The sequence below is a fragment of the Streptomyces sp. NBC_00358 genome, assembly GCF_036099295.1.
Taxonomy (GTDB): domain Bacteria; phylum Actinomycetota; class Actinomycetes; order Streptomycetales; family Streptomycetaceae; genus Streptomyces.
Map to the genome: position 1 here is coordinate 4,803,224 of NZ_CP107976.1, position 19,225 is coordinate 4,822,448.

A 19,225-nucleotide genomic window follows, 5' to 3' on the forward strand; every position below is an offset into this window, starting at 1 on the left:
CGGCGTCACATCACCGATTCATACGAAGCAAGTTGCCTGATTTGGGGTGACCTTCGGCGCTAGGTGGGTTTTGACGGTGCGTAGTCTGTGCGGCATGGACACCACCGGGAACCGAGTGACGTAAGAGAACGTCAACGTCTTTGGTGCAGTACGGGTGAATGCACGATCGACCGCATCCGTACTTCGGGGGGACCGGAAACCAGCCGCCGTTTCCAGGCGCGCAAAGGTGCGCCTGCCCGAGGAGTAGTCGTTCGATGAGCGAGCACCGTCGCAAACCGTCGCAGCCGCAGGGCGGCGGACGTGCCGCGGCCCGGCGCGGCCAACCACAGCCGGGCGCGACCGCAGGCCGCCGCGAGGCACCGCGAGACGCCACCGGGTCTCCTTCCGATTCCTATGACTCGGGGGGTGGAGAGAGCCCGTTCGGCAGCCGTGCCGAGGCACGCCGGGCCACACAGCGAGGAAACGGCGGAGGCCGGCGCAGAGCCGCCGACGGCGCGGGACCAGGCGGTCCCGGAGGAGGGGGCGGCCGACGCGGTGGTCCGCCCGGCCCCGGCGGGCCCGGACGCGGCCGAGGCCGCGCTCCCGAGCCTGCCAAGAAACGCATCATCGACTACCCGCGCTCGGGCAAGTACGGCGCCGCTCGCTGGGTGCCGTCCTGGAAGCTCGTGACGGGCCTGTTCATCGGCTTCTGCGGCAGCATGGTCGCGGCCGCGGGCGTCGCGTACGCCCTGGTGGGCATCCCGGACATCGGCAAGACCGCCAAGGCGCAGAACAACGTCTACTACTACGCCGACGGCAGCGAGATGGTCGCCACCGGTGGTGAGGCCAACCGCCAGATCATCAGCTACGCGCAGATCCCCAAGGAGATGCGGTGGGCGGTCATGTCGGCCGAGAACAAGACGTTCGAGACCGACAGCGGCGTCGACCCCATGGGTATCGCCCGCGCCTTCGTGAACATGGCCAAGGGCGGGCAGACGCAGGGTGGCTCCACCATCACCCAGCAGTACGTGAAGAACGCCATGCTTCAGGACCAGTCGCAGACGATCTCCCGCAAGCTCAGGGAACTGTTCGTCTCCATCAAGGTCGGGGCCAAACTGCCCAAGGACCAGATCATGGCGGGCTACCTGAACTCCGCGTACTACGGGCGCAACGCCTACGGCATCCAGGCCGCCGCACATGCCTACTTCAACAAGGACGCCACGAAGCTGGACCCGAGCCAGTGCGCCTTCCTGGCGGCGGTGCTCAAGGGCGCCACGTACTACGACCCCGCGGGCGCCCAGTCGATCGACCCGGTGAACGCCACGCCTCAGCTCAACCGCAAGCGTGCCGTTGCCCGCTGGCAGTGGATCCTCGACCAGGAGGTCAAGGACGGCCGTCTGAGCGCGGCGCGACGGGACGAGTTCAAGACGTTCCCCACGATCCAGTCCCCGCGGTCCAACGCAGCGCTGAGCGGGCAGGTCGGCTATCTGGTCGACCTGGCCAACACGTACCTGATCTCGAACAGTGGCAAGACCGGGATCACCGAGACCAAGCTCCGGCAGGGCGGCCTTCAGATCCACACGACCTTCGACAAGGCCAAGGTCAAGGCCCTCGAAAACGCTGTGAAGAAGGTGCAGAAGGCCAACATCAAGCCCAAGCTGCGCCCGAACAACGACAAGTACGTCCAGTTCGGCGGGGCGTCCGTCAACCCGGACACAGGCGCGATCGAGGCCATCTACGGCGGCGTGGACGCGACCAAGCACTTCACCGACAACGCCGACCAGACCGGCGCCCAGGTGGGTTCGACCTTCAAGCCCTTCGTACTGGCGGCGGCCATGACCTGGGGTGCCAGGAATCCCAAGGGTGGCGAGGAACAGGCGCAGGACGAACGCACCATCGTGTCGCCGAAGAGCCTGTACAGCGGCAAGAACGGGCTCAAGATCAAGGACTACAACGGGAACGACTGGACGGACGACAAGGGCAAGGAGTGGCTGCAGCAGAACGACGGCCATCAGTCCCTCAACCCGCCCTCGTACAAGATCGACCTGCGTGAGGCGATGCGCGAGTCCGTCAACTCCGCTTATGTCCAGCTGGGCATGGATGTCGGCCTGGACAAGGTGAAGGATTCTGTTCTGCGAGCCGGCATCAAGGAGTCGAGCCTCGCCAGTTCCAGGTTCCCGTCGTTCTCTCTCGGTACCTCCTCCCCGAGCGCGATCCGTATGGCCGGGGGATACGCCACCTTCGCGGCCAGCGGTAAGCAGAGGGATCCGTACTCGGTCGAGAAGGTGACCGACAAGGACGGCGACGTCTTCCAGCACGACCATGTCGCGAAGACCGTCCAGGCGTTCACCCCGGAGGTCGCCGACAACGTGACCGACGTCCTGAAGACCGTCGTCGAGAAGGGCACCGGTACCAACGCCCAGCTCAAGGGCCGCGAGGTGGCCGGCAAGACCGGTACCACGGACGGCAACAAGTCCGCCTGGTTCGTCGGGTACACCCCGCAACTGGCCACGGCGATCGGCATGTACCGCCTGGACGACAACGAGAGCAACAAGAACCGCGAGTTCCTGCCGATGTACGGCACGGGTGGCGAGAAGACCATCCATGGTGCATCGTTCCCGTCCCAGATCTTCCGGGACTACATGGAGGTCGCGCTCGAGAACGACAAGCCGGAGGCCTTCCCGGTCCCCGTGGACATCGGTGTGGTTCTCAACGACACTCCGAGCCCGTCGCCGACCCCCTCGGCCACGGTGAGCGACTCGCCGAGCCCGACGCCGACGCCGACCCCCAGCGAGACCTTGGAGTCTCCCTCGCCCTCGGCGAGCGAGACCTGCAGGAGGTTCGACCTCAACTGCAACAACACTGGTGGCACCGATACGGGCGGTACCAGTACGGGTGGCACCGACGGTGGGGTGACGTCCTCACCATCGGAAAGCACCAGCAGTTCGACCAGTAGAGGCAACAGCAACGGCAACGGAGGCCTCTTCGGAGGTTCCAACGGGTAGCCGTCTCCGTGTGTGTTTCACGTGAAACACACGGATTCATGTGAAACGAGGACCGCCGCACCGACAAGGTGGGGCGGTCCTCGGCCTATTCCTAGACGCGTACGGCAGGATGTGCGGCATGCCCAGTGCAGAGACGACGCGCGTGAGCGCGCACGAGCCGGAGCTGGTGCGGCCGACCAAGGACGACGAGGTCGCCGCCAGCGGCAGTGAGCTGATCGGCGGCCCTATCGGGCGACGAGCCCTGCTCGGGACGTCCTGGTGGACGCCCATACGGGTCGTGGCGCTGGTGGCGATCGGAATGTTCGTCCTCGGTATGGTCCAGAAGCTGCCTTGCTACGACGGCGGCTGGTTCTTCGGAGCCAGTTCGCAGTACACGCACGCGTGCTACTCGGACATCCCGCACCTGTACCAGGGGCGGGGTTTCGCCGACGGTCTCGTACCGTACTTCGACAAGATCCCCGGCGACATGGACTACCTCGAGTACCCGGTGCTGACCGGCGTGTTCATGGAAGTCGCGGCCTGGCTCACTCCGGGCAGCGGGAGCATCCAGCACCAGGAGCAGGTCTACTGGATGGTCAACGCGGGGATGCTGATGGCCTGCGCGGCTGTCATCGCCGTATGCACCGCGCGCACCCACCGTCGCCGCCCCTGGGACGGCCTCCTGGTCGCTCTCGCGCCCGCTTTCGCGCTGACGGCCACCATCAACTGGGATCTCCTCGCCGTGGCCCTGCTGGCCGCCGCGATGCTGATGTGGTCGCGGGGACGCGCCCTGGCCTTCGGCATCCTGATCGGGCTCGCCACAGCGGCCAAGTTCTACCCGTTCCTGGTGCTCGGGCCGCTTTTCCTGCTGTGCTGGCGGGCCGGCAAGTGGCGCGAGTTCGGTACGGCGATGCTCGGTGCCGTCGGTGCCTGGCTGGTCGTGAACCTTCCGGTCATGTACCTCGCGCCCGAAGGGTGGGCGAAGTTCTACAGCTTCAGCCATGACCGCGGCGTCGACTTCGGTTCGGTCTTCCTCTTCATCTCGCAGTGGATGAAGATCTCGATCACCCCCGACGCCGCCAACACCTGGGCGCTGGTCCTGATGGTGATCATCTGCGCGGGGCTGAGCGTCGTCGCGCTCACCGCCCCCCGCCGCCCCCGCTTCGCCCAGCTCGCCTTCCTGATCGTCGCGGCCTTCATCCTCACGAACAAGGTCTACTCGCCGCAGTACGTGCTGTGGCTCGTCCCGCTCGCCGTGCTGGCCCGGCCGCGCTGGCGGGACTTCCTGATCTGGCAGGCGTGCGAGGTCGCGTACTTCCTGGGCATCTGGATGTACCTCGCTTACACGACCAGCGGGGACGCTCACAAGGGCCTGCCGACCGACGGGTACCAAGTCGCCATCGCCGTACACCTGTTGGGGACCCTGTACCTGTGCGGGGTGGTCGTGCGGGACATCTTCATGCCGGAACGCGACGTGGTGCGCCGGGCCGGGGACGACGATCCGTCGGGCGGGCTGCTGGACGGCGCGGAGGATGTCTTCGTTCTCGGGGCTGCCGCACATCCGGCGCGGCACGCCGCACCCTTCGACGGGCTTCCCCAGGTCGACTGGGGAGCGGACACGACTCCTGGAGACCGTTCGCTCTGAGCGAACACGACCTGGAAGAGCACACGAGAAAGGCCGTACACGGACACCGTGTACGGCCTTTCTTCTTGGCTGGAGCGTGCCGAAACCCGGGTCAGCGCTCGACGACGCGGTCGAACTGCGTGGTGGTGTGCCGCAGATGGGCCACCAACTCGTCCCCGACCCTCGGCTCCGAGGCGTCGGAGGGCACGAAGAGAATCGAGACCTGCATGTGCGGCGGCTCGGCGAACCAGCGCTGCTTGCCGTCCCAGACGAACGGGGAAAGGTTCCGGTTGACCGTCGCGAGGCCGGCGCGGGCGACGCCCTTGGCGCGCGGCATGACGCCGTGCAGCGCCTTGGGAGCCTCCAGGCCCACCCCGTGCGACGTACCGCCCGCCACGACCACCAGCCAGCCGTCCGAGGCGGCCTTCTGCTGCCGGTAGCCGAAGCGGTCGCCCTTGGAGACGCGTGTGACGTCCAGGACGGCCCCGCGGTACTCGGTGGCCTCGTGGTCCCCCAGCCACAGCCGCGTGCCGATACGGGCGCGGAAGTGCGTCTGCGGGAACTGCTGCTGAAGCCGCGCGAGTTCCTCCGCCTTGAGGTGGCTGACGAACATCGTGTGCAGGGGCAGACGGGCCGCGCGCAGGCGGTCCATCCAGCCGATGACCTCCTCGACGGCGTCCGAGCCGTCGGTACGGTCCAGCGGCAGATGGATCGCGAAGCCCTCCAGCCTGACGTTCTCGATGGCGGAGTGCAGGTGCGGCAGGTCCTGCTCGCTCACGCCGTGCCGCTTCATCGAGGACATCACCTCGATGACGACACGGGCGCCCACAAGGCCGTACACGCCGTCGATGGACGACACGGAGCGGATGACGCGGTCGGGCAGCGGAACGGGCTCCTCGCCGCGCCTGAACGGCGTCAGGACCAGTAGATCGCCGCCGAACCAGTCCTTGATCCGGGCGGCCTCGTACGTGGTGCCGACGGCGAGGATGTCCGAACCCAGGCGGGTGGCCTCGTCCGCGAGCCGTTCGTGGCCGAAGCCGTAGCCGTTGCCTTTGCAGACGGGGACGAGTCCCGGGAACTGCTCGGACACCTGCTTGTGGTGTGCCCGCCAGCGCGCGGTGTCGACGTAGAGCGTGAGCGCCATGGCCGGTCCCGGAACCTTTCTCGTGGCTGCGGTGTATCAGAGGTATGAAAAGGAATTGTCGCTGATTCGCCGGACCGATGGGGCGATGCCGGGCTGGTTCAGCGGCCCGGCATGCGATTCGGGGTGGCTCAGCGGCGCGACATGTAGATGTCGAGCGCCTTGTGGAGCAGCTTGTTGAGGGGGAAGTCCCACTCGCCGAGGTACTCGGCGGCCTCTCCGCCCGTGCCCACCTTGAACTGGATCAGGCCGAAGAGGTGATCGGTCTCGTCCAGCGAGTCGGAGATGCCGCGCAGGTCGTAGACCGTGGCTCCCAGGGCGTACGAGTCGCGCAGCATGCGCCACTGCATCGCGTTCGAGGGCCGGACCTCACGCCCGATGTTGTCCGAGGCGCCGTAGGAGTACCAGACGTGTCCGCCGACGACGAGCATCGTCGCGGCCGACAGGTTCACCCCGTTGTGACGGGCGAAGTAGAGCCGCATCCGGTTGGGGTCCTCACTGTTGAGGGCCGTCCACATGCGCTGGAAGTACGACAGCGGGCGGGGCCGGAAGTGGTCGCGCAGCGCGGTGATCTCGTACAGCCGCTGCCACTCCTCCAGGTCCTGGTAGCCGCCCTGGACGACCTCGACGCCCGCCTTCTCGGCCTTCTTGATGTTGCGGCGCCACAGTTGGTTGAAGTTCCTGTGGACCTCTTCGAGGGAGCGGTTGGCCAGCGGCACCTGGAAGACATAGCGGGGCTGGACGTCGCCGAAGCCGGCACCGCCGTCCTCGCCCTGTTGCCAGCCCATGCGGCGCAGCTTGTCCGCGACCTCGAAGGCACGCGGCTCGATGAAGTCGGCCTCGATGTCGCGCAGGCGCTTCACGTCCGGGTTCTGGATGCCGCCCTTGATGGAGGTGGCTTCCCAGCGCCGGATGATCACCGGCGGGCCCATCTTCACGGAGAAGGCGCCCTGGTGCTTGAGGTGCGCGAGCATCGGCTGCAGCCAGTCGTCGAGGTTCGGCGCGAACCAGTTGATGACCGGGCCTTCGGGCAGATAGGCGAGGTAACGCTTGATCTTGGGCAGCTGGCGGTACAGCACCAGACCCGCGCCGACCATGTGGCCGGTCTTCTCGTCGAACCATCCGAGGTTCTCGGAACGCCACTCGGCCTTTACGTCTGCCCAGGCGGGGACCTGCATGTGACTAGCCGCGGGCAGGCTCTGGATGTATGCCAGATGCTGCTCTCGGCTGATGGTCCTCAGGGTCAGGCTCATTCGGGGCGCTCCTCGGGCTGGTGTGTCCCCATGGGTACAGGGGCTCCGGCTCTCGCGCCGAAGCCTACTGCGCCCTGCGAGCGCCCCGACTGGCCGTATGGAACCTGAACCCCGGGGACGCGTCGTGAGGCGTCCCCGGGGTCAGGGGAAAACGGACGTTCGACTCAGATCACACCGCCGAAGAGGCCGCCGTGGGCCAGGCCGAGGTAGAAACCGACGCCGGAGAGACCGAGTCCCACGATCAGTCCGAAGCGCTCCCGGGTCGTCTCGGAGATGAACTGCCCGTAGGCGCCGGCGAGGATCCCGACGAGTCCGGACCAGGAGCTGAGCAGATGGAGGCTGTGGAACATCGATGTGACGAAGGCCAGGACCCCGCACACCAGGGTCACCACGAGCAAGGTGTCCTGGAGAGGATGCGGCTTGCCGTCCGTGGCGAAGAGTGAGCCGGTGGTGCTGGGTCGCATTACCTGTGCCATAAGGCACCTCCTGCGGAAGGCGGCGCATCGTAGCGCCATACACACCCGATGTGTACAGATTGACGGCCAACCCGGCCGGATTTCAACCGGAAGCCGGTGTGCAGGTACTCTGTACCCTCTGCACCGGTGTCTGCCCAGGCTCAGAGCCAGGTCACGACAGGGATTGCCGCTCGGTTCACCGATCGGCGGCCCGCTTGTCAGTGGCGGCCGATACCGTTGCGTACGCATCACAACCCTCCTGCCACGGAACGACCGTGGCCGTTGAGTCCAAAGGAGGTGGGTTCCACATGCGTCACTACGAAGTGATGGTCATCCTCGACCCCGATCTGGAAGAGCGCGCTGTCGCCCCCCTGATCGAGAACTTCCTCTCCGTCGTCCGTGAGGGCAACGGCAAGGTCGAAAAGGTCGACACCTGGGGCCGTCGTCGTCTCTCGTACGAGATCAAGAAGAAGCCCGAGGGCATCTACTCGGTCATCGACCTGCAGGCCGAGCCTGCGGTCGTCAAGGAGCTCGACCGCCAGATGAACCTGAACGAGTCGGTCCTCCGGACCAAGGTCCTCCGTCCCGAGACCCACTGAGCTCTCCAGCTCAGCTGAACTCGGGCATCGAGTAGCAGCACCAGCAGCCAGCAGCAAACCCGCCGAGAGGTTCCCCCATGGCAGGCGAGACCGTCATCACGGTCGTCGGCAATCTTGTCGACGACCCCGAGCTGCGCTTCACCCCTTCCGGTGCGGCGGTCGCGAAGTTCCGTGTCGCGTCCACTCCCCGCACCTTCGACCGTCAGACCAATGAGTGGAAGGACGGCGAGAGCCTGTTCCTGACCTGCTCGGTCTGGCGTCAGGCGGCGGAGAACGTCGCCGAGTCGCTCCAGCGCGGCATGCGCGTCATCGTGCAGGGCCGCCTGAAGCAGCGGTCCTACGAGGACAACCAGGGCGTCAAGCGCACGGTCTACGAACTGGACGTAGAGGAAGTCGGCGCCAGCCTGAAGAACGCCACGGCCAAGGTCACCAAGACCACGGGCCGCGGCGGCCAGGGCGGTTACGGCGGCGGCAGTGGCGGCGGCCAGCAGGGCGGCGGCTGGGGCGGAAGCTCCGGCAGCGCTCCGCAGGGCGGCAGCGCTCCTGCCGACGACCCCTGGGCCACCGGCGCTCCCGCCGGTGGCAACCAGGGCGGTGGCGCTGCTGGTGGCGGCGGTGGCGGCTGGGGCGGAAGCTCCGGCGGTTCCGGCGGCGGCTACTCGGACGAGCCCCCCTTCTAGGCCTTAAGGCCGAGGGTGGGCCGTACTCCCACTTCTTGATCACACAGGAGATACACCATGGCGAAGCCGCCTGTGCGCAAGCCGAAGAAGAAGGTCTGCGCGTTCTGCAAGGACAAGGTCACGTACGTGGACTACAAGGACACGAACATGCTGCGGAAGTTCATTTCCGACCGCGGCAAGATCCGTGCCCGCCGCGTGACCGGCAACTGCACGCAGCACCAGCGTGACGTCGCCACGGCTGTGAAGAACAGCCGTGAGATGGCGCTGCTGCCCTACACGTCCACCGCGCGATAAGGGAAGGGTGACCGACTAATGAAGATCATCCTCACCCACGAGGTCTCCGGCCTCGGTGCCGCGGGCGACGTCGTTGACGTCAAGGACGGTTACGCTCGCAACTACCTGATCCCGCGGAACTTTGCGATCCGCTGGACCAAGGGTGGCGAGAAGGACGTCGAGCAGATCCGTCGTGCTCGCAAGATCCACGAGATCGCGACCATCGAGCAGGCCAACGAGATCAAGGCCCGCCTCGAAGGCGTCAAGGTCCGTCTGGCCGTTCGCTCCGGCGACGCCGGTCGTCTCTTCGGTTCCGTCACCCCGGCTGACGTCGCTTCGGCGATCAAGGCTTCCGGTGGCCCCGAGGTCGACAAGCGCCGCATCGAGCTGGGCTCGCCCATCAAGACCCTGGGCGCCCACCAGACGTCCGTGCGTCTGCACCCCGAGGTTGCCGCCAAGGTCAACATCGAGGTTGTCGCTGCCTGAGTGCAGCGCTCGGCATAGCTGAGAGAAGGGCCGCACCCCTCGGGGTGCGGCCCTTCTGCTTCTCCTGAGACCATCCGTTCCGTTTCCTCCGCGCGGGTCCGCCCGGGTACCGGGTCCTGCCCGGCTCCGGGGACTCGTCGTTTCACGTGAAACGCTCGCTTCCGTGAAACGGTCGACGGCGGTCAGCGCGTCGCTCCCGTCACGATCCAGCGGCCCGATCGAGAGCGCAGCCACAGGGTCAGCATCCGCACCGCCATCATCAGCGTCATCGCTCCCCAGAGAGCGGTCAGCCTGCCGCCGAGAACCGGAACCAGCAGGGCGACGGGGGTGAAGACCGCCAGCGTGAGCAGCATGGCCCAGGCCAGATAGGGCCCGTCGCCGGCACCCATCAGCACGCCGTCCAGGACGAAGACGATTCCACAGATCGGCTGGGAGGCGGCAACCATCACCAGAGCGGGCAGTGCCACGTCCTGCACCCCCGAGTCGCTACTGAACAACGGGAGGAACAGAGGGCGTGCCGCGAGGACCAACAGGCCGAGGACGACCCCGGCGACGAGGCCCCACTGCACCATGCGGCGGCATGCCTCGCGGGCACCCTGGGCATCGTCCGCGCCGAGGTAGCGCCCGATGATGGCTTGTCCGGCTATGGCGATGGCGTCGAGCGCGAAGGCGAGCAGGCTCCACAGCGACAGGATGATCTGGTGTGCCGCCATGTCGGCGTCACCGAGCCGGGCAGCCACCGCCGTGGCGATCAGGAGGATCGCCCGAAGCGACAACGTACGGATGAGCAGGGGGGTGCCGGCCTGGGCGCATGCCCGGATGCCGGTGACGTCCGGCCGCAGGGAAGCGCCGTGTTTCCGGGCTCCGCGGATGACGACGTACAGATAGACGGCGGCCATGCCGCACTGGGCGAGGACGGTGCCCCAGGCCGAGCCGGCGATGCCGAGGCCGGCACCGTAGACGAGGGCGGCGTTGAGGACCGCATTGGCGACGAAGCCTCCGACGGCGACGTACAGCGGGGTCTTCGTGTCCTGGAGTCCGCGCAGTATGCCGGTGGAGGCCAGCACGACGAGCATGGCGGGGATGCCGAACGCTGATATCCGCAGATAGGTGATCGCGTACGGGGCGGCGGTGTCCGAGGCGCCGAACAGCTCCATGAGGTCGGGTGCCGTGGGAAGGGCGACGGCGATCACCGCCGCGCCGATGAGCACGGCGAGCCAGATCCCGTCCATGCCCTGGCGGATCGCGGCCCGCAGATCGCCTGCGCCGACTCTGCGGGCGACCGCCGCGGTGGTGGCGTAGGCGAGGAACACGAAGACTCCGACCGCTGTCATGAGAAGGGCCGAGGCGACGCCGAGTCCGGCCAGCTGCGCGGTGCCGAGGTGGCCGACGATGGCACTGTCGGCCATCACGAAGAGAGGCTCGGCGACGAGTGCGCCGAACGCCGGAACGGCCAGCGCGACGATCTCTCGGTCGTGCCGACGTCGGGCGGCCCTGGGTGCCGTGGAGGCCTGTGTCATGAGCATCAATCTAATCTTCCACAGGTAAGAGATGCAACGTGGATGGGACCCTTACTTTCTGTCGTGCGGGGTGTGTTGTGACGCACTGTTTGCAGCGATCTTGATCCCACTGGGGAAGTTTTTCTTCTGCACAGCCGGTGGATGGGAAAAGGCCAGGTCAGAGAACATTCGGTGGATGGGCTGAGGGCTTGTTCACAGGGCTGTCCACCGGGTCGTGCACAGGTTTCGTGGAGTTCTCCACAGCATCCGGGCCGTCGTCCACATGGCCTGTGGATAACCAGATTGGCTGACGGTGCCCGCGGGCCTAACGTGGTGCGGCACCCGTTCTCTTCTCCGGCCTCGGAAAGCACGCAAAACCGACGCCTGAGAACCGGAGTTGGGCGGCTCACTTGTCAGTGCCGTGCCGTAGAAATTAGAGGCACTGCTAGGTCCGCTCCGCGGACGGGAGGAGGTGGCTCGGTGACTATTTCCGAGCCCTTGGACGACCCCTGGGCGGACAGTGGTCCCAGTGATCGTCTGCCCTCGTCCCGTCGGCGTGGGAACGGCGGCCGTGGCCGCGACGAGCAGCACGACCGGGACAACGGGTCATGGGAAAGCAGCGGTTCCTCATTCGAACGGGTACCGCCGCAGGACCTCGACGCCGAGCAGTCCGTCCTCGGTGGCATGCTCCTGTCGAAGGATGCCATCGCCGATGTCGTCGAGGTCCTCAAGGGCCACGACTTCTACCGGCCGGCGCACGAGACCATCTACGGGGCGATCCTCGACCTGTACGCGAAGGGCGAGCCGGCCGACCCCATCACGGTCGCGGCTGAGCTCACCAAGCGCGGCGAGATCACCAAGGTCGGCGGCCCGCCGTATCTGCACACGCTGGTCCAGACGGTCCCGACCGCGGCGAATGCCGAGTACTACGCGGAGATCGTCCATGAGCGCGCGGTCCTGCGCCGCCTGGTCGAGGCGGGCACGCGCATCACACAGATGGGCTACGCGGCCGACGGCGACGTCGACGAGATCGTCAACAGCGCCCAGGCCGAGATCTACGCGGTCACCGAGCAGCGCACCACGGAGGACTATCTGCCGCTCGGCGACATCATGGAGGGCGCGCTCGACGAGATCGAGGCGATCGGATCGCGTTCGGGGGAGATGACCGGTGTACCGACCGGTTTCACCGACCTCGACTCGCTCACCAACGGTCTGCACCCCGGCCAGATGATCATCATCGCGGCGCGTCCCGCCATGGGTAAGTCGACGCTGGCCCTGGACTTCGCCCGGGCCTGCTCGATCAAGCACAACATGCCCAGCGTGATCTTCTCGCTCGAAATGGGCCGCAACGAGATCGCGATGCGCCTGTTGTCCGCCGAGGCACGCGTGGCCCTGCACCACATGCGGTCCGGGACCATGACCGACGACGACTGGACCCGCCTCGCGCGTCGTATGCCGGACGTCTCGGCCGCCCCGCTCTACATCGACGACTCCCCGAACCTGTCGATGATGGAGATCCGTGCCAAGTGCCGGCGTCTCAAGCAACGCGCCGATCTGAAGCTCGTCGTCATCGACTATCTGCAGCTGATGCAGTCGGGCGGCAAGCGGTCCGAGAGCCGTCAGCAGGAGGTCTCCGACATGTCGCGAAACCTGAAGCTGCTGGCCAAGGAGCTCGAGCTGCCGGTGATCGCGCTGTCGCAGCTCAACCGTGGGCCCGAGCAGCGTACGGACAAGAAGCCCATGGTCTCCGACCTTCGTGAGTCCGGCTCGATCGAGCAGGACGCGGACATGGTCATCCTGCTCCACCGCGAGGACGCGTACGAGAAGGAGTCCCCCCGCGCCGGCGAGGCCGACATCATCGTCGGCAAGCACCGTAACGGCCCGACGGCCACGATCACGGTGGCCTTCCAGGGTCACTACTCGCGCTTCGTGGACATGGCACAGACCTGATCGGTGCCATTGGAGGGTCTCGAAACCCTTGGCGGAATCTCACGGCAGTTGGCAGACGGATGGCAGACATGCCACTGCCATGAGATTCGCCGCCGCGTGGGCGCTGCTGCTCAGCGCCTCGTCTCGTACCTGGTCAGGACCACGCCGCCGGGAAGCGTCCGCGTCTCCACCAGGTTCAGGTTCACCCAGCTGTCCAGCGCGGTGAAGAACGGCGTGCCGCCGCCCACCAGGACCGGATGGGCGGCGATCACGTACTCGTCGATCAGCCCGGCGCGCATGGCCGCCCCGGCGAGCGTCGCGCCGCCGATGTTCATCGGGCCGCCGTCCTCGGCCTTGAGCCGGGTGATCTCGGCGATCGCGTCGCCGGTGACCAGGCGGGTGTTCCAGTCGACCTTGTCGATCGTTGAGGAGAACACCACCTTCGGTGTGTCCCGCCAGTTCCGCGCGAACTCGATCTCCGCCGGTGTGGCGTTGGGCCGCTGGTCGCCGGTCGGCCAGTAGGAGCTCATCGCCTCCCACAGCTTGCGCCCGTACAGCGACAGGCCACTCGCCTGCTCGTGGTCGAGCCACCACTGGAACAGCTCGTCGCTCGGCGGTCCGCTCCAGCCGATGTCGTCGCCGGCCGCGGCGATGTAGCCGTCCAGGGTCAGGTTCATGCCGTAGATCAGTTTCCGCATGGCCCAGCCTTCCGTCCGTGGGTGTCCGGCGTACAGACCAGCGCGGCGCGGGAAACTCATCGGTGCGCGATCTGGGCTCGCCGGTACTCCTCGTGCTCGGGGCTCAGCGTGGTGTACTCGGCCGGCTCGGGCAAGCCGCCTGATCCCGACCTCGCCCTCGCGAGGAAAAGCCGCGGATTGAACTGATCATGGACGACAGGCCGTGAGACAGCCAGGAACGCCCAGGTCGCGCAAGATCGACATGTCGCGGGCGGCGAGACCCTGCAGCCATGTGGGCCGGCCCCGGGACAATCCGCTCGACGTCCGGCGCCGGGGCAGGTGGACTGGTGTCATGACGACAACCCACGATGATCTTCTCCCCGGCACGCGCCGAGCCCTGCTGCACCGTATCGCCGTCGCGCAGAGCGAGGGGCGGGCGCCGTCCCTGGTCGCGGCGGTGGTCCGGGGCGGGAAAGCGGTGTGGAACGGGGCGCGGACCTCGGTGGACGGCCACGGACCTGACGAGAACGTGCAGTACCGGATCGGCTCCATCACCAAGACCTTCACCGCCGTTCTGGTGCTGCGGCTGCGCGACGAGGGTCTCCTGGACCTCGGCGACCCGCTGGAGAAGCATGTGCCGGGCACCGGGGCGGGGGAAGTCACCATCTTCCAACTTCTCGCGCACACCGGAGGGTTGGCAGCCGAGTCGCCCGCGCCCTGGTGGGAGCGAACGCCCGGCTCGCTGCGTCCCGAACTGGCCGATGTGCTGGGCGAACAGCCGTACCGGCATCCGGTCGGCCGTCGGCACCATTACTCGAACCCCGGCTACACGTTGCTCGGAGCGCTGGTCGAAGAGGTAAGAGGCGCCCCCTGGGAGGAAGTACTGCGCCGCGAGGTCCTCGAACCGCTCGGTCTGCACCGGACGAGCGGTAGCCCGCAGGCGCCGCATGCGGGGGGATGGGCCGTCCACCCTTGGGCGGACGCGATGATGCCCGAGCCTGCGCAGGACCTCGGGCGGATGGCTCCGGCCGGTCAGCTCTGGTCCACCACAGGTGACTTGGCCCGCTTCGCCGTCTTCCTCGCCCACGGTGACGATCGAGTGCTGAGCGCCGAGTCCGTCAGGGAGATGCACGCGCCTGCCGCGCCTCCGGAGGCGGCGGAACTGGCTTCGGGCTCCTCGTACGGGCTTGCCCTGCAGCTCCTGCACCGTGACGGCCGAACCCTCGTAGGGCACTCGGGTTCCCTGCCGGGATTTCTCGCCGGTTTGGTGATCAGCGTGGAGGATGACGTGGCGGCTGTGGTGCTGTCCAACTGCACCTCGGGCCCGCCCGTGTTCACCGTGGCCGCCGATCTGGTGCGGATCGTCGCGGAGGCAGAACCGCGGATCCCTGAGCCCTGGCGGCCGATGGCCGAAGTCGGCCGTGAGGTAATGGAGTTGGCGGGCCAGTGGTACTGGGGGACGCAGGGTTTCGGGCTGAGGCTGCCGGCCGGCGGTGGGCTCGTGCTGGGTCCGCTCTCGGGTGTCGGCCGGGGCGCCCGCTTCCGGGCGAACGGCGACGGGACGTGGACGGGGCTCGACGGCTACTACGCGGGCGAGCTCCTGCGCCCCGTACGGCGGCCCGACGGCTCGGTGAGCCATCTGGACCTCGGATCGTTCGTGTTCACGCGGCAGCCGTACGACGAGCAGGCCCCTGTGCCCGGTGGAGTGGATCCGGCTGGCTGGCGAGGAGTCGAGTAGGAGCCGTCGGGCCAGGAGGCGGCATGTTTCACGTGAAACAGGCCGCAAACAGGCTGCAACCTCGGCGCGCGGAGGGAACGAGGCCTTCGTCAGAGGGGGAGTTTGAAACCGACGTGTGAGGCCTCGAAGCCGAGCCTCTCGTAGAAGCGATGGGCATCGGTGCGGGAGGCGTCCGAGGTCAGCTGGACCAACTGGCAGTCCTGGCGGCGGGATTCCTCGACCGCCCACTCGATGAGCTCCGTGCCGAGACCACTGCCGCGCTCGTCGGCGTGGATGCGTACGGCCTCGATCAGGGAACGCGTCGCTCCTTTGCGGGACAGCCCGGGAATCACGGTGAGCTGCAGGGTCCCGACAACGCGGTCCTCGCGTACGGCGACGACCAGGTGCTGGTTCGGGTCACGGCTCAGACGGTCCAGGGCGCTCAGATAGGGCCTGAGATCGTCGGGCGACTCCCGTTGGGTGCCGAGCGGGTCGTCGGCGAGCATCGCGACGATGGCGGGAACGTCGTCGGCGACCGCGGCTCGTATCTCAAGATCTGCCATGTCCGCACCCTACGAGGGCATGCCCACGGAGGACATGGGTTCTACGGGCATGCTCGCCGACTCCACGACCCGGACCAGTGGTGCCAGTTCAGGGTTCTCGGCCGCTGTGCCGAGCGCCTCGCGCAGGGCGGCGTCATTGGTGGGCCGCGCCTCGGCGAGGAGTGTCAGTCCTGCGTCGCTGACATTCGTGTAGATGCCGCGCCGGTCGGTCGGGCAGAGATAGCGGGCGAGCAGCCCTCGGTCCTCGAGACGCGTGACCAGCCGAGTGGTCGCGCTCTGGCTGAGGACGACCGCGTCCGCGACCTGCTTCATCTGCAGATGGCCGCCGTCGCCGTCGTGCTGCCGGCTGAGCACGTCGAGCAGGGAGTATTCGCGCACGCTGAGCCCGTGCCGGGCCTGCAGGGCCCGCTCGATATGGGCCTCGATCCTTCCGTGCAGCAAGGAGAGGGCGCACCACCCCTGAGCGAGGGCGGTGAGCGCGGGGTCCGTGGCTGTCATGGTGTTTCCTCCGTCCCGGAGCGGCTGAAGCCAGGATAGAGCACAGGCGCAATAGCCCGCTGTTGCACATTGCCCGCGTCTGCAACTATTGTGAACGCAGGCAAAGCGCCTCTGCAATCTTATGGAAGGTGTACCCCACCATGCCTCTCGCGCTTCTGGCCCTCGCGATCGGGGCCTTCGGCATCGGAACGACCGAGTTCGTGATCATGGGTGTCCTGCCGGAGGTCGCCGGGGACTTCGGGGTCTCCATCCCCACGGCCGGACTCCTGGTGACCGGCTACGCCCTGGGCGTGGTGGTCGGTGCGCCGATCATGACCGCGCTCGGCACGAAGGTGTCCCGCAAGCGGATGCTCATGGTGCTGATGGGCCTGTTCGTTCTCGGCAATCTGATCTCCGCCCTGGCTCCGGCCTTCTGGTTGATGTTCGTGGGCCGGGTGGTCGCCTCCCTCGCGCACGGCGCCTTCTTCGGTATCGGGTCGGTGGCCGCGGCCGAACTGGTCGCACCGGAGAAGAAGGCCGGCGCCATAGCGATGATGTTCAGCGGGCTCACGATCGCCAATGTCGTCGGGGTCCCGCTGGGCACGCTGATCGGACAGTCCGCCGGCTGGCGGGTCACGTTCACGGGTGTCGCCGCACTGGGTGTCATCGGGCTGCTGGGTATCGCCAAGCTGGTCCCGGAGATGCCGAAACCCGAGGGCGTACGTCTGCGCCACGAACTGGCCGCCTTCAAGAACGTCCAGGTCCTGCTCGCGATGGCGATGACCGTGCTCGGGTTCGGCGGCGTCTTCGCGGCCATCACCTACATCGCGCCGATGATGACGCACGTCGCGGGCTTCGCCGACGGATCCGTCACCTGGCTGCTGGTCCTCTTCGGGCTCGGCATGGTGGGCGGGAACCTGATCGGTGGCAAATTCGCCGACCGCGCGCTGATGCCGATGCTCTACGTGTCGCTGGGCGGCCTCGCCGTCGTGCTCGCCCTCTTCACCGTCACCGCGCACAACAAGATCCTGGCGGCCGCCACGATCGTCCTGATCGGCGGTCTGGGCTTCGCGACCGTGCCTCCTCTGCAGAAGCGTGTTCTCGACCAGGCGCACGGCGCGCCCACCCTGGCCTCGGCCGTCAACATCGGCGCCTTCAACCTCGGAAACGCCGTCTCGGCCTGGCTCGGCGGCGTCGTCATCGCTGCGGGTCTCGGCTACACCGCTCCCAACTGGGTCGGTGCGGTCCTCGCCGCGAGCGCGCTCGTCCTGGCCGTTGCCTCGGCCGCTCTGGAGCGCCGCACAGGTGGGCCCAGCGTCGTGGTCGCCGGAGGTACCCCCGCCGAGCAGCGGACCGTCGTCCTCCGCTGACCAGGTCCGAGACGCTGCGGGACCAGGGCCGTTCCCACAGCGTCTCGACCCGGCACGTTCCCGACTCGAACCAGCACACCCCCACAAGGAGAAAACCTGATGAGCACCACCACCGCCGTCGCCCCTCTGACCATCGAGGACGCCGAGGTTCTCGTGACCGCGGCCCGTCGGGCCGCCGAGGCGGCCGGGGTTCGGATCAGCGCCACCGTCCTCGACGCGGGTGGCCACCTGCTCGCCTTCCGACGCGACGACCAGGCCGTCCTGATCTCGGGAGAGACCAGCACACGCAAGGCCTACACGGCACTGCAGCTCGACTCGGCCACGGCCGATCTCGTCGAGGCCGTGCAGCCCGGCGGTCTCTTCCACACGCTGCCCACCGCGCTCGACCGTCCGTTGCTGTTCATAGCGGGCGGCGTTCCGGTCCACCGCGGCGGTCGCCTCATCGGTGCCATCGGGGTCGGTGGCGGGATGCCCGACCAGGACCACGGTTTCGCCGTCGCCGCTGTCGAGTCGCTCGTCTGACGCTCGTCGACAACGGCGCCCACCTGGCGCACGACAGTCGAGAAATGCCGGTTCCCGCGCACCATGGGGACCGGCATTCTTCCGTGAGAGCCGTAGGAGCCCTAGCCGGCGGCCACAGTCAGGGGTGCGAAGCGGCGCGTCCAGTCGCCGGGCAGTTCCGGGATGCCGTACGTCATGACCGCGTTGAAGCCGGTGGGCGCAAGCCCGCGTTCCTTCAGCCAGATCAGCAGGTCTTCGTGCCGGACGTCGACATCGGTGCGCAGCGGACGGTCTGTGCGGGCCGCGAGCGCGGAGAGCAGGGCCTTCGCCGTCTCCGTGTCCCGGGCGATCAGGGGTCCCACGACCTGGTTGGTCATATTGGGCCAGGCGGCCGCGTAGCCGATGATCCGGCCGTTCTCCTCGGCCACGCGGAGCTGGTCCGCGAAGGCGGGCAGGCGCGTGATCATGTGGGTGCGGTCGGTGCCGAAGACGTCTTCGTCCAGGCGGAGGATGGAGGCGAGGTCCTCCGCGGTGGCCGGACGGGTGAGCACCTCGGGCTCAGGGCCGCCCGCGGTGAAGGTCCCACGGACCATCTCGGCCCGGCCGGTGACCTTGAATCCCAACCCCTCGTAGAGCGGGCGACCGTACTCGGTCGCGTGCAGGGTCAACGGGGTGGTGCCCATCTCCTCGATGACGTGCCGCATGAGACGGCGGCCGACCCCTTGGCGGGAGTGCCGCTCCGCGACGAGAACCATGCCGATCGCACCCAGTTCGGGGCGCTCGCGCGGTCCGTATTCGGTCACCACACAGGCGGTGACGAGACCATCGGCTGGGTCGTCGATCCCGTATCCGGTTCCCGCAGCGAGCAGCAGACCCCACTTGTGTTCCTCACGGGGCCAGCCCCGGTCCTCGGACAGGTCGGCGCAGGCGGCGAGGTCGCTGGGCGTCAGACGGCGAACGGGCAGATCGGAGAGGGAAGGTGTCGACACGCGGTTCAGGCTCTCTGACAGGTGTCTTT

The 19,225-nt window shown here is 67.5% G+C and carries 18 protein-coding genes; 10 read left to right on the plus strand and 8 right to left on the minus strand.

Annotation, left to right across the window (positions count from 1 at the left end; all coding sequences use genetic code 11):
- Window positions 1–254: 254 nt before the first annotated feature.
- Window positions 255–2,984 carry a transglycosylase domain-containing protein gene (locus OHT01_RS20280; RefSeq protein ID WP_328554554.1) on the plus strand — a complete coding sequence of 910 codons (2,730 nt, stop codon included), beginning with the start codon at window positions 255–257 and terminating at the stop codon, window positions 2,982–2,984.
- 118 nt (window positions 2,985–3,102) lie between these two features.
- Entirely contained in the window at window positions 3,103–4,608 is a 1,506-nt protein-coding gene (locus OHT01_RS20285) for a glycosyltransferase family 87 protein (protein ID WP_328554555.1), read from the plus strand.
- Window positions 4,609–4,699: 91 nt separating this feature from the next.
- Here the strand turns inward: OHT01_RS20285 and OHT01_RS20290 are convergent, their stop codons facing one another.
- From OHT01_RS20290 to OHT01_RS20300, 3 genes are all read right to left on the minus strand, one after another.
- Window positions 4,700–5,731 carry an alanine racemase gene (locus tag OHT01_RS20290; RefSeq protein WP_328554556.1) on the minus strand — a complete coding sequence of 344 codons (1,032 nt, stop codon included), beginning with the start codon at window positions 5,729–5,731 and terminating at the stop codon, window positions 4,700–4,702.
- A gap of 128 nt (window positions 5,732–5,859) precedes the next feature.
- Window positions 5,860–6,981 carry a peptidoglycan bridge formation glycyltransferase FemX gene (gene femX, locus OHT01_RS20295; protein WP_328554557.1) on the minus strand — a complete coding sequence of 374 codons (1,122 nt, stop codon included), beginning with the start codon at window positions 6,979–6,981 and terminating at the stop codon, window positions 5,860–5,862.
- Between the two features lie 164 nt (window positions 6,982–7,145).
- Window positions 7,146–7,457 (minus strand): hypothetical protein, encoded by a 312-nt coding sequence (locus OHT01_RS20300; protein ID WP_328554558.1) that lies wholly within the window; start codon window positions 7,455–7,457, stop codon window positions 7,146–7,148.
- A 287-nt stretch (window positions 7,458–7,744) separates the two neighbouring features.
- Between OHT01_RS20300 and rpsF the strand changes: the two genes are divergently transcribed.
- The 4 genes from rpsF to rplI all read left to right on the plus strand — a co-directional run bounded on the left by rpsF (window position 7,745) and on the right by rplI (window position 9,474).
- On the plus strand, window positions 7,745–8,035 hold the full coding sequence (rpsF, locus tag OHT01_RS20305) for a 30S ribosomal protein S6 (protein WP_005482942.1): 291 nt from the start codon (window positions 7,745–7,747) through the stop codon (window positions 8,033–8,035).
- Between the two features lie 77 nt (window positions 8,036–8,112).
- Complete coding sequence (locus OHT01_RS20310; RefSeq protein WP_328554559.1) at window positions 8,113–8,715, plus strand: single-stranded DNA-binding protein; 603 nt, start codon at window positions 8,113–8,115, stop codon at window positions 8,713–8,715.
- Between the two features lie 57 nt (window positions 8,716–8,772).
- Window positions 8,773–9,009, plus strand: a complete 237-nt coding sequence (gene rpsR / locus OHT01_RS20315; protein ID WP_003949403.1) for a 30S ribosomal protein S18 — start codon at window positions 8,773–8,775, stop codon at window positions 9,007–9,009.
- An 18-nt stretch (window positions 9,010–9,027) separates the two neighbouring features.
- Window positions 9,028–9,474, plus strand: a complete 447-nt coding sequence (rplI, locus tag OHT01_RS20320; protein WP_328554560.1) for a 50S ribosomal protein L9 — start codon at window positions 9,028–9,030, stop codon at window positions 9,472–9,474.
- A 182-nt stretch (window positions 9,475–9,656) separates the two neighbouring features.
- On the opposite strand, the gene OHT01_RS20325 is transcribed toward rplI, so the two are convergent.
- Window positions 9,657–10,994, minus strand: coding sequence for an MATE family efflux transporter (locus OHT01_RS20325; RefSeq protein ID WP_328554561.1), 1,338 nt, complete (start codon window positions 10,992–10,994; stop codon window positions 9,657–9,659).
- Window positions 10,995–11,453: 459 nt separating this feature from the next.
- On the opposite strand from OHT01_RS20325, the gene dnaB reads away from it, so the two are divergent.
- Window positions 11,454–12,923: a replicative DNA helicase gene (gene dnaB / locus OHT01_RS20330; protein ID WP_328554562.1), complete on the plus strand. Its 1,470-nt coding sequence runs from the start codon at window positions 11,454–11,456 to the stop codon at window positions 12,921–12,923.
- Between the two features lie 110 nt (window positions 12,924–13,033).
- Here the strand turns inward: dnaB and OHT01_RS20335 are convergent, their stop codons facing one another.
- Window positions 13,034–13,600: a dihydrofolate reductase family protein gene (locus OHT01_RS20335; RefSeq protein ID WP_328554563.1), complete on the minus strand. Its 567-nt coding sequence runs from the start codon at window positions 13,598–13,600 to the stop codon at window positions 13,034–13,036.
- Between the two features lie 331 nt (window positions 13,601–13,931).
- On the opposite strand from OHT01_RS20335, the gene OHT01_RS20340 reads away from it, so the two are divergent.
- On the plus strand, window positions 13,932–15,317 hold the full coding sequence (locus tag OHT01_RS20340; RefSeq protein ID WP_328554564.1) for a serine hydrolase domain-containing protein: 1,386 nt from the start codon (window positions 13,932–13,934) through the stop codon (window positions 15,315–15,317).
- An 89-nt stretch (window positions 15,318–15,406) separates the two neighbouring features.
- Here OHT01_RS20340 and OHT01_RS20345 read toward each other — a convergent pair whose 3' ends face one another.
- Window positions 15,407–15,859, minus strand: coding sequence for a GNAT family N-acetyltransferase (locus OHT01_RS20345; protein WP_328554565.1), 453 nt, complete (start codon window positions 15,857–15,859; stop codon window positions 15,407–15,409).
- A gap of 9 nt (window positions 15,860–15,868) precedes the next feature.
- Window positions 15,869–16,357 (minus strand): MarR family winged helix-turn-helix transcriptional regulator, encoded by a 489-nt coding sequence (locus OHT01_RS20350; protein WP_328554566.1) that lies wholly within the window; start codon window positions 16,355–16,357, stop codon window positions 15,869–15,871.
- Between the two features lie 140 nt (window positions 16,358–16,497).
- Here OHT01_RS20350 and OHT01_RS20355 point away from each other — a divergent pair, with 140 nt between their 5' ends.
- Window positions 16,498–17,706, plus strand: a complete 1,209-nt coding sequence (locus OHT01_RS20355; protein WP_328554567.1) for an MFS transporter — start codon at window positions 16,498–16,500, stop codon at window positions 17,704–17,706.
- 99 nt (window positions 17,707–17,805) lie between these two features.
- Window positions 17,806–18,228: a GlcG/HbpS family heme-binding protein gene (locus tag OHT01_RS20360; protein ID WP_328554568.1), complete on the plus strand. Its 423-nt coding sequence runs from the start codon at window positions 17,806–17,808 to the stop codon at window positions 18,226–18,228.
- Between the two features lie 101 nt (window positions 18,229–18,329).
- Here OHT01_RS20360 and OHT01_RS20365 read toward each other — a convergent pair whose 3' ends face one another.
- Complete coding sequence (locus OHT01_RS20365) at window positions 18,330–19,196, minus strand: GNAT family N-acetyltransferase (RefSeq protein WP_328554569.1); 867 nt, start codon at window positions 19,194–19,196, stop codon at window positions 18,330–18,332.
- Between the last annotated feature and the right edge of the window lie 29 nt (window positions 19,197–19,225).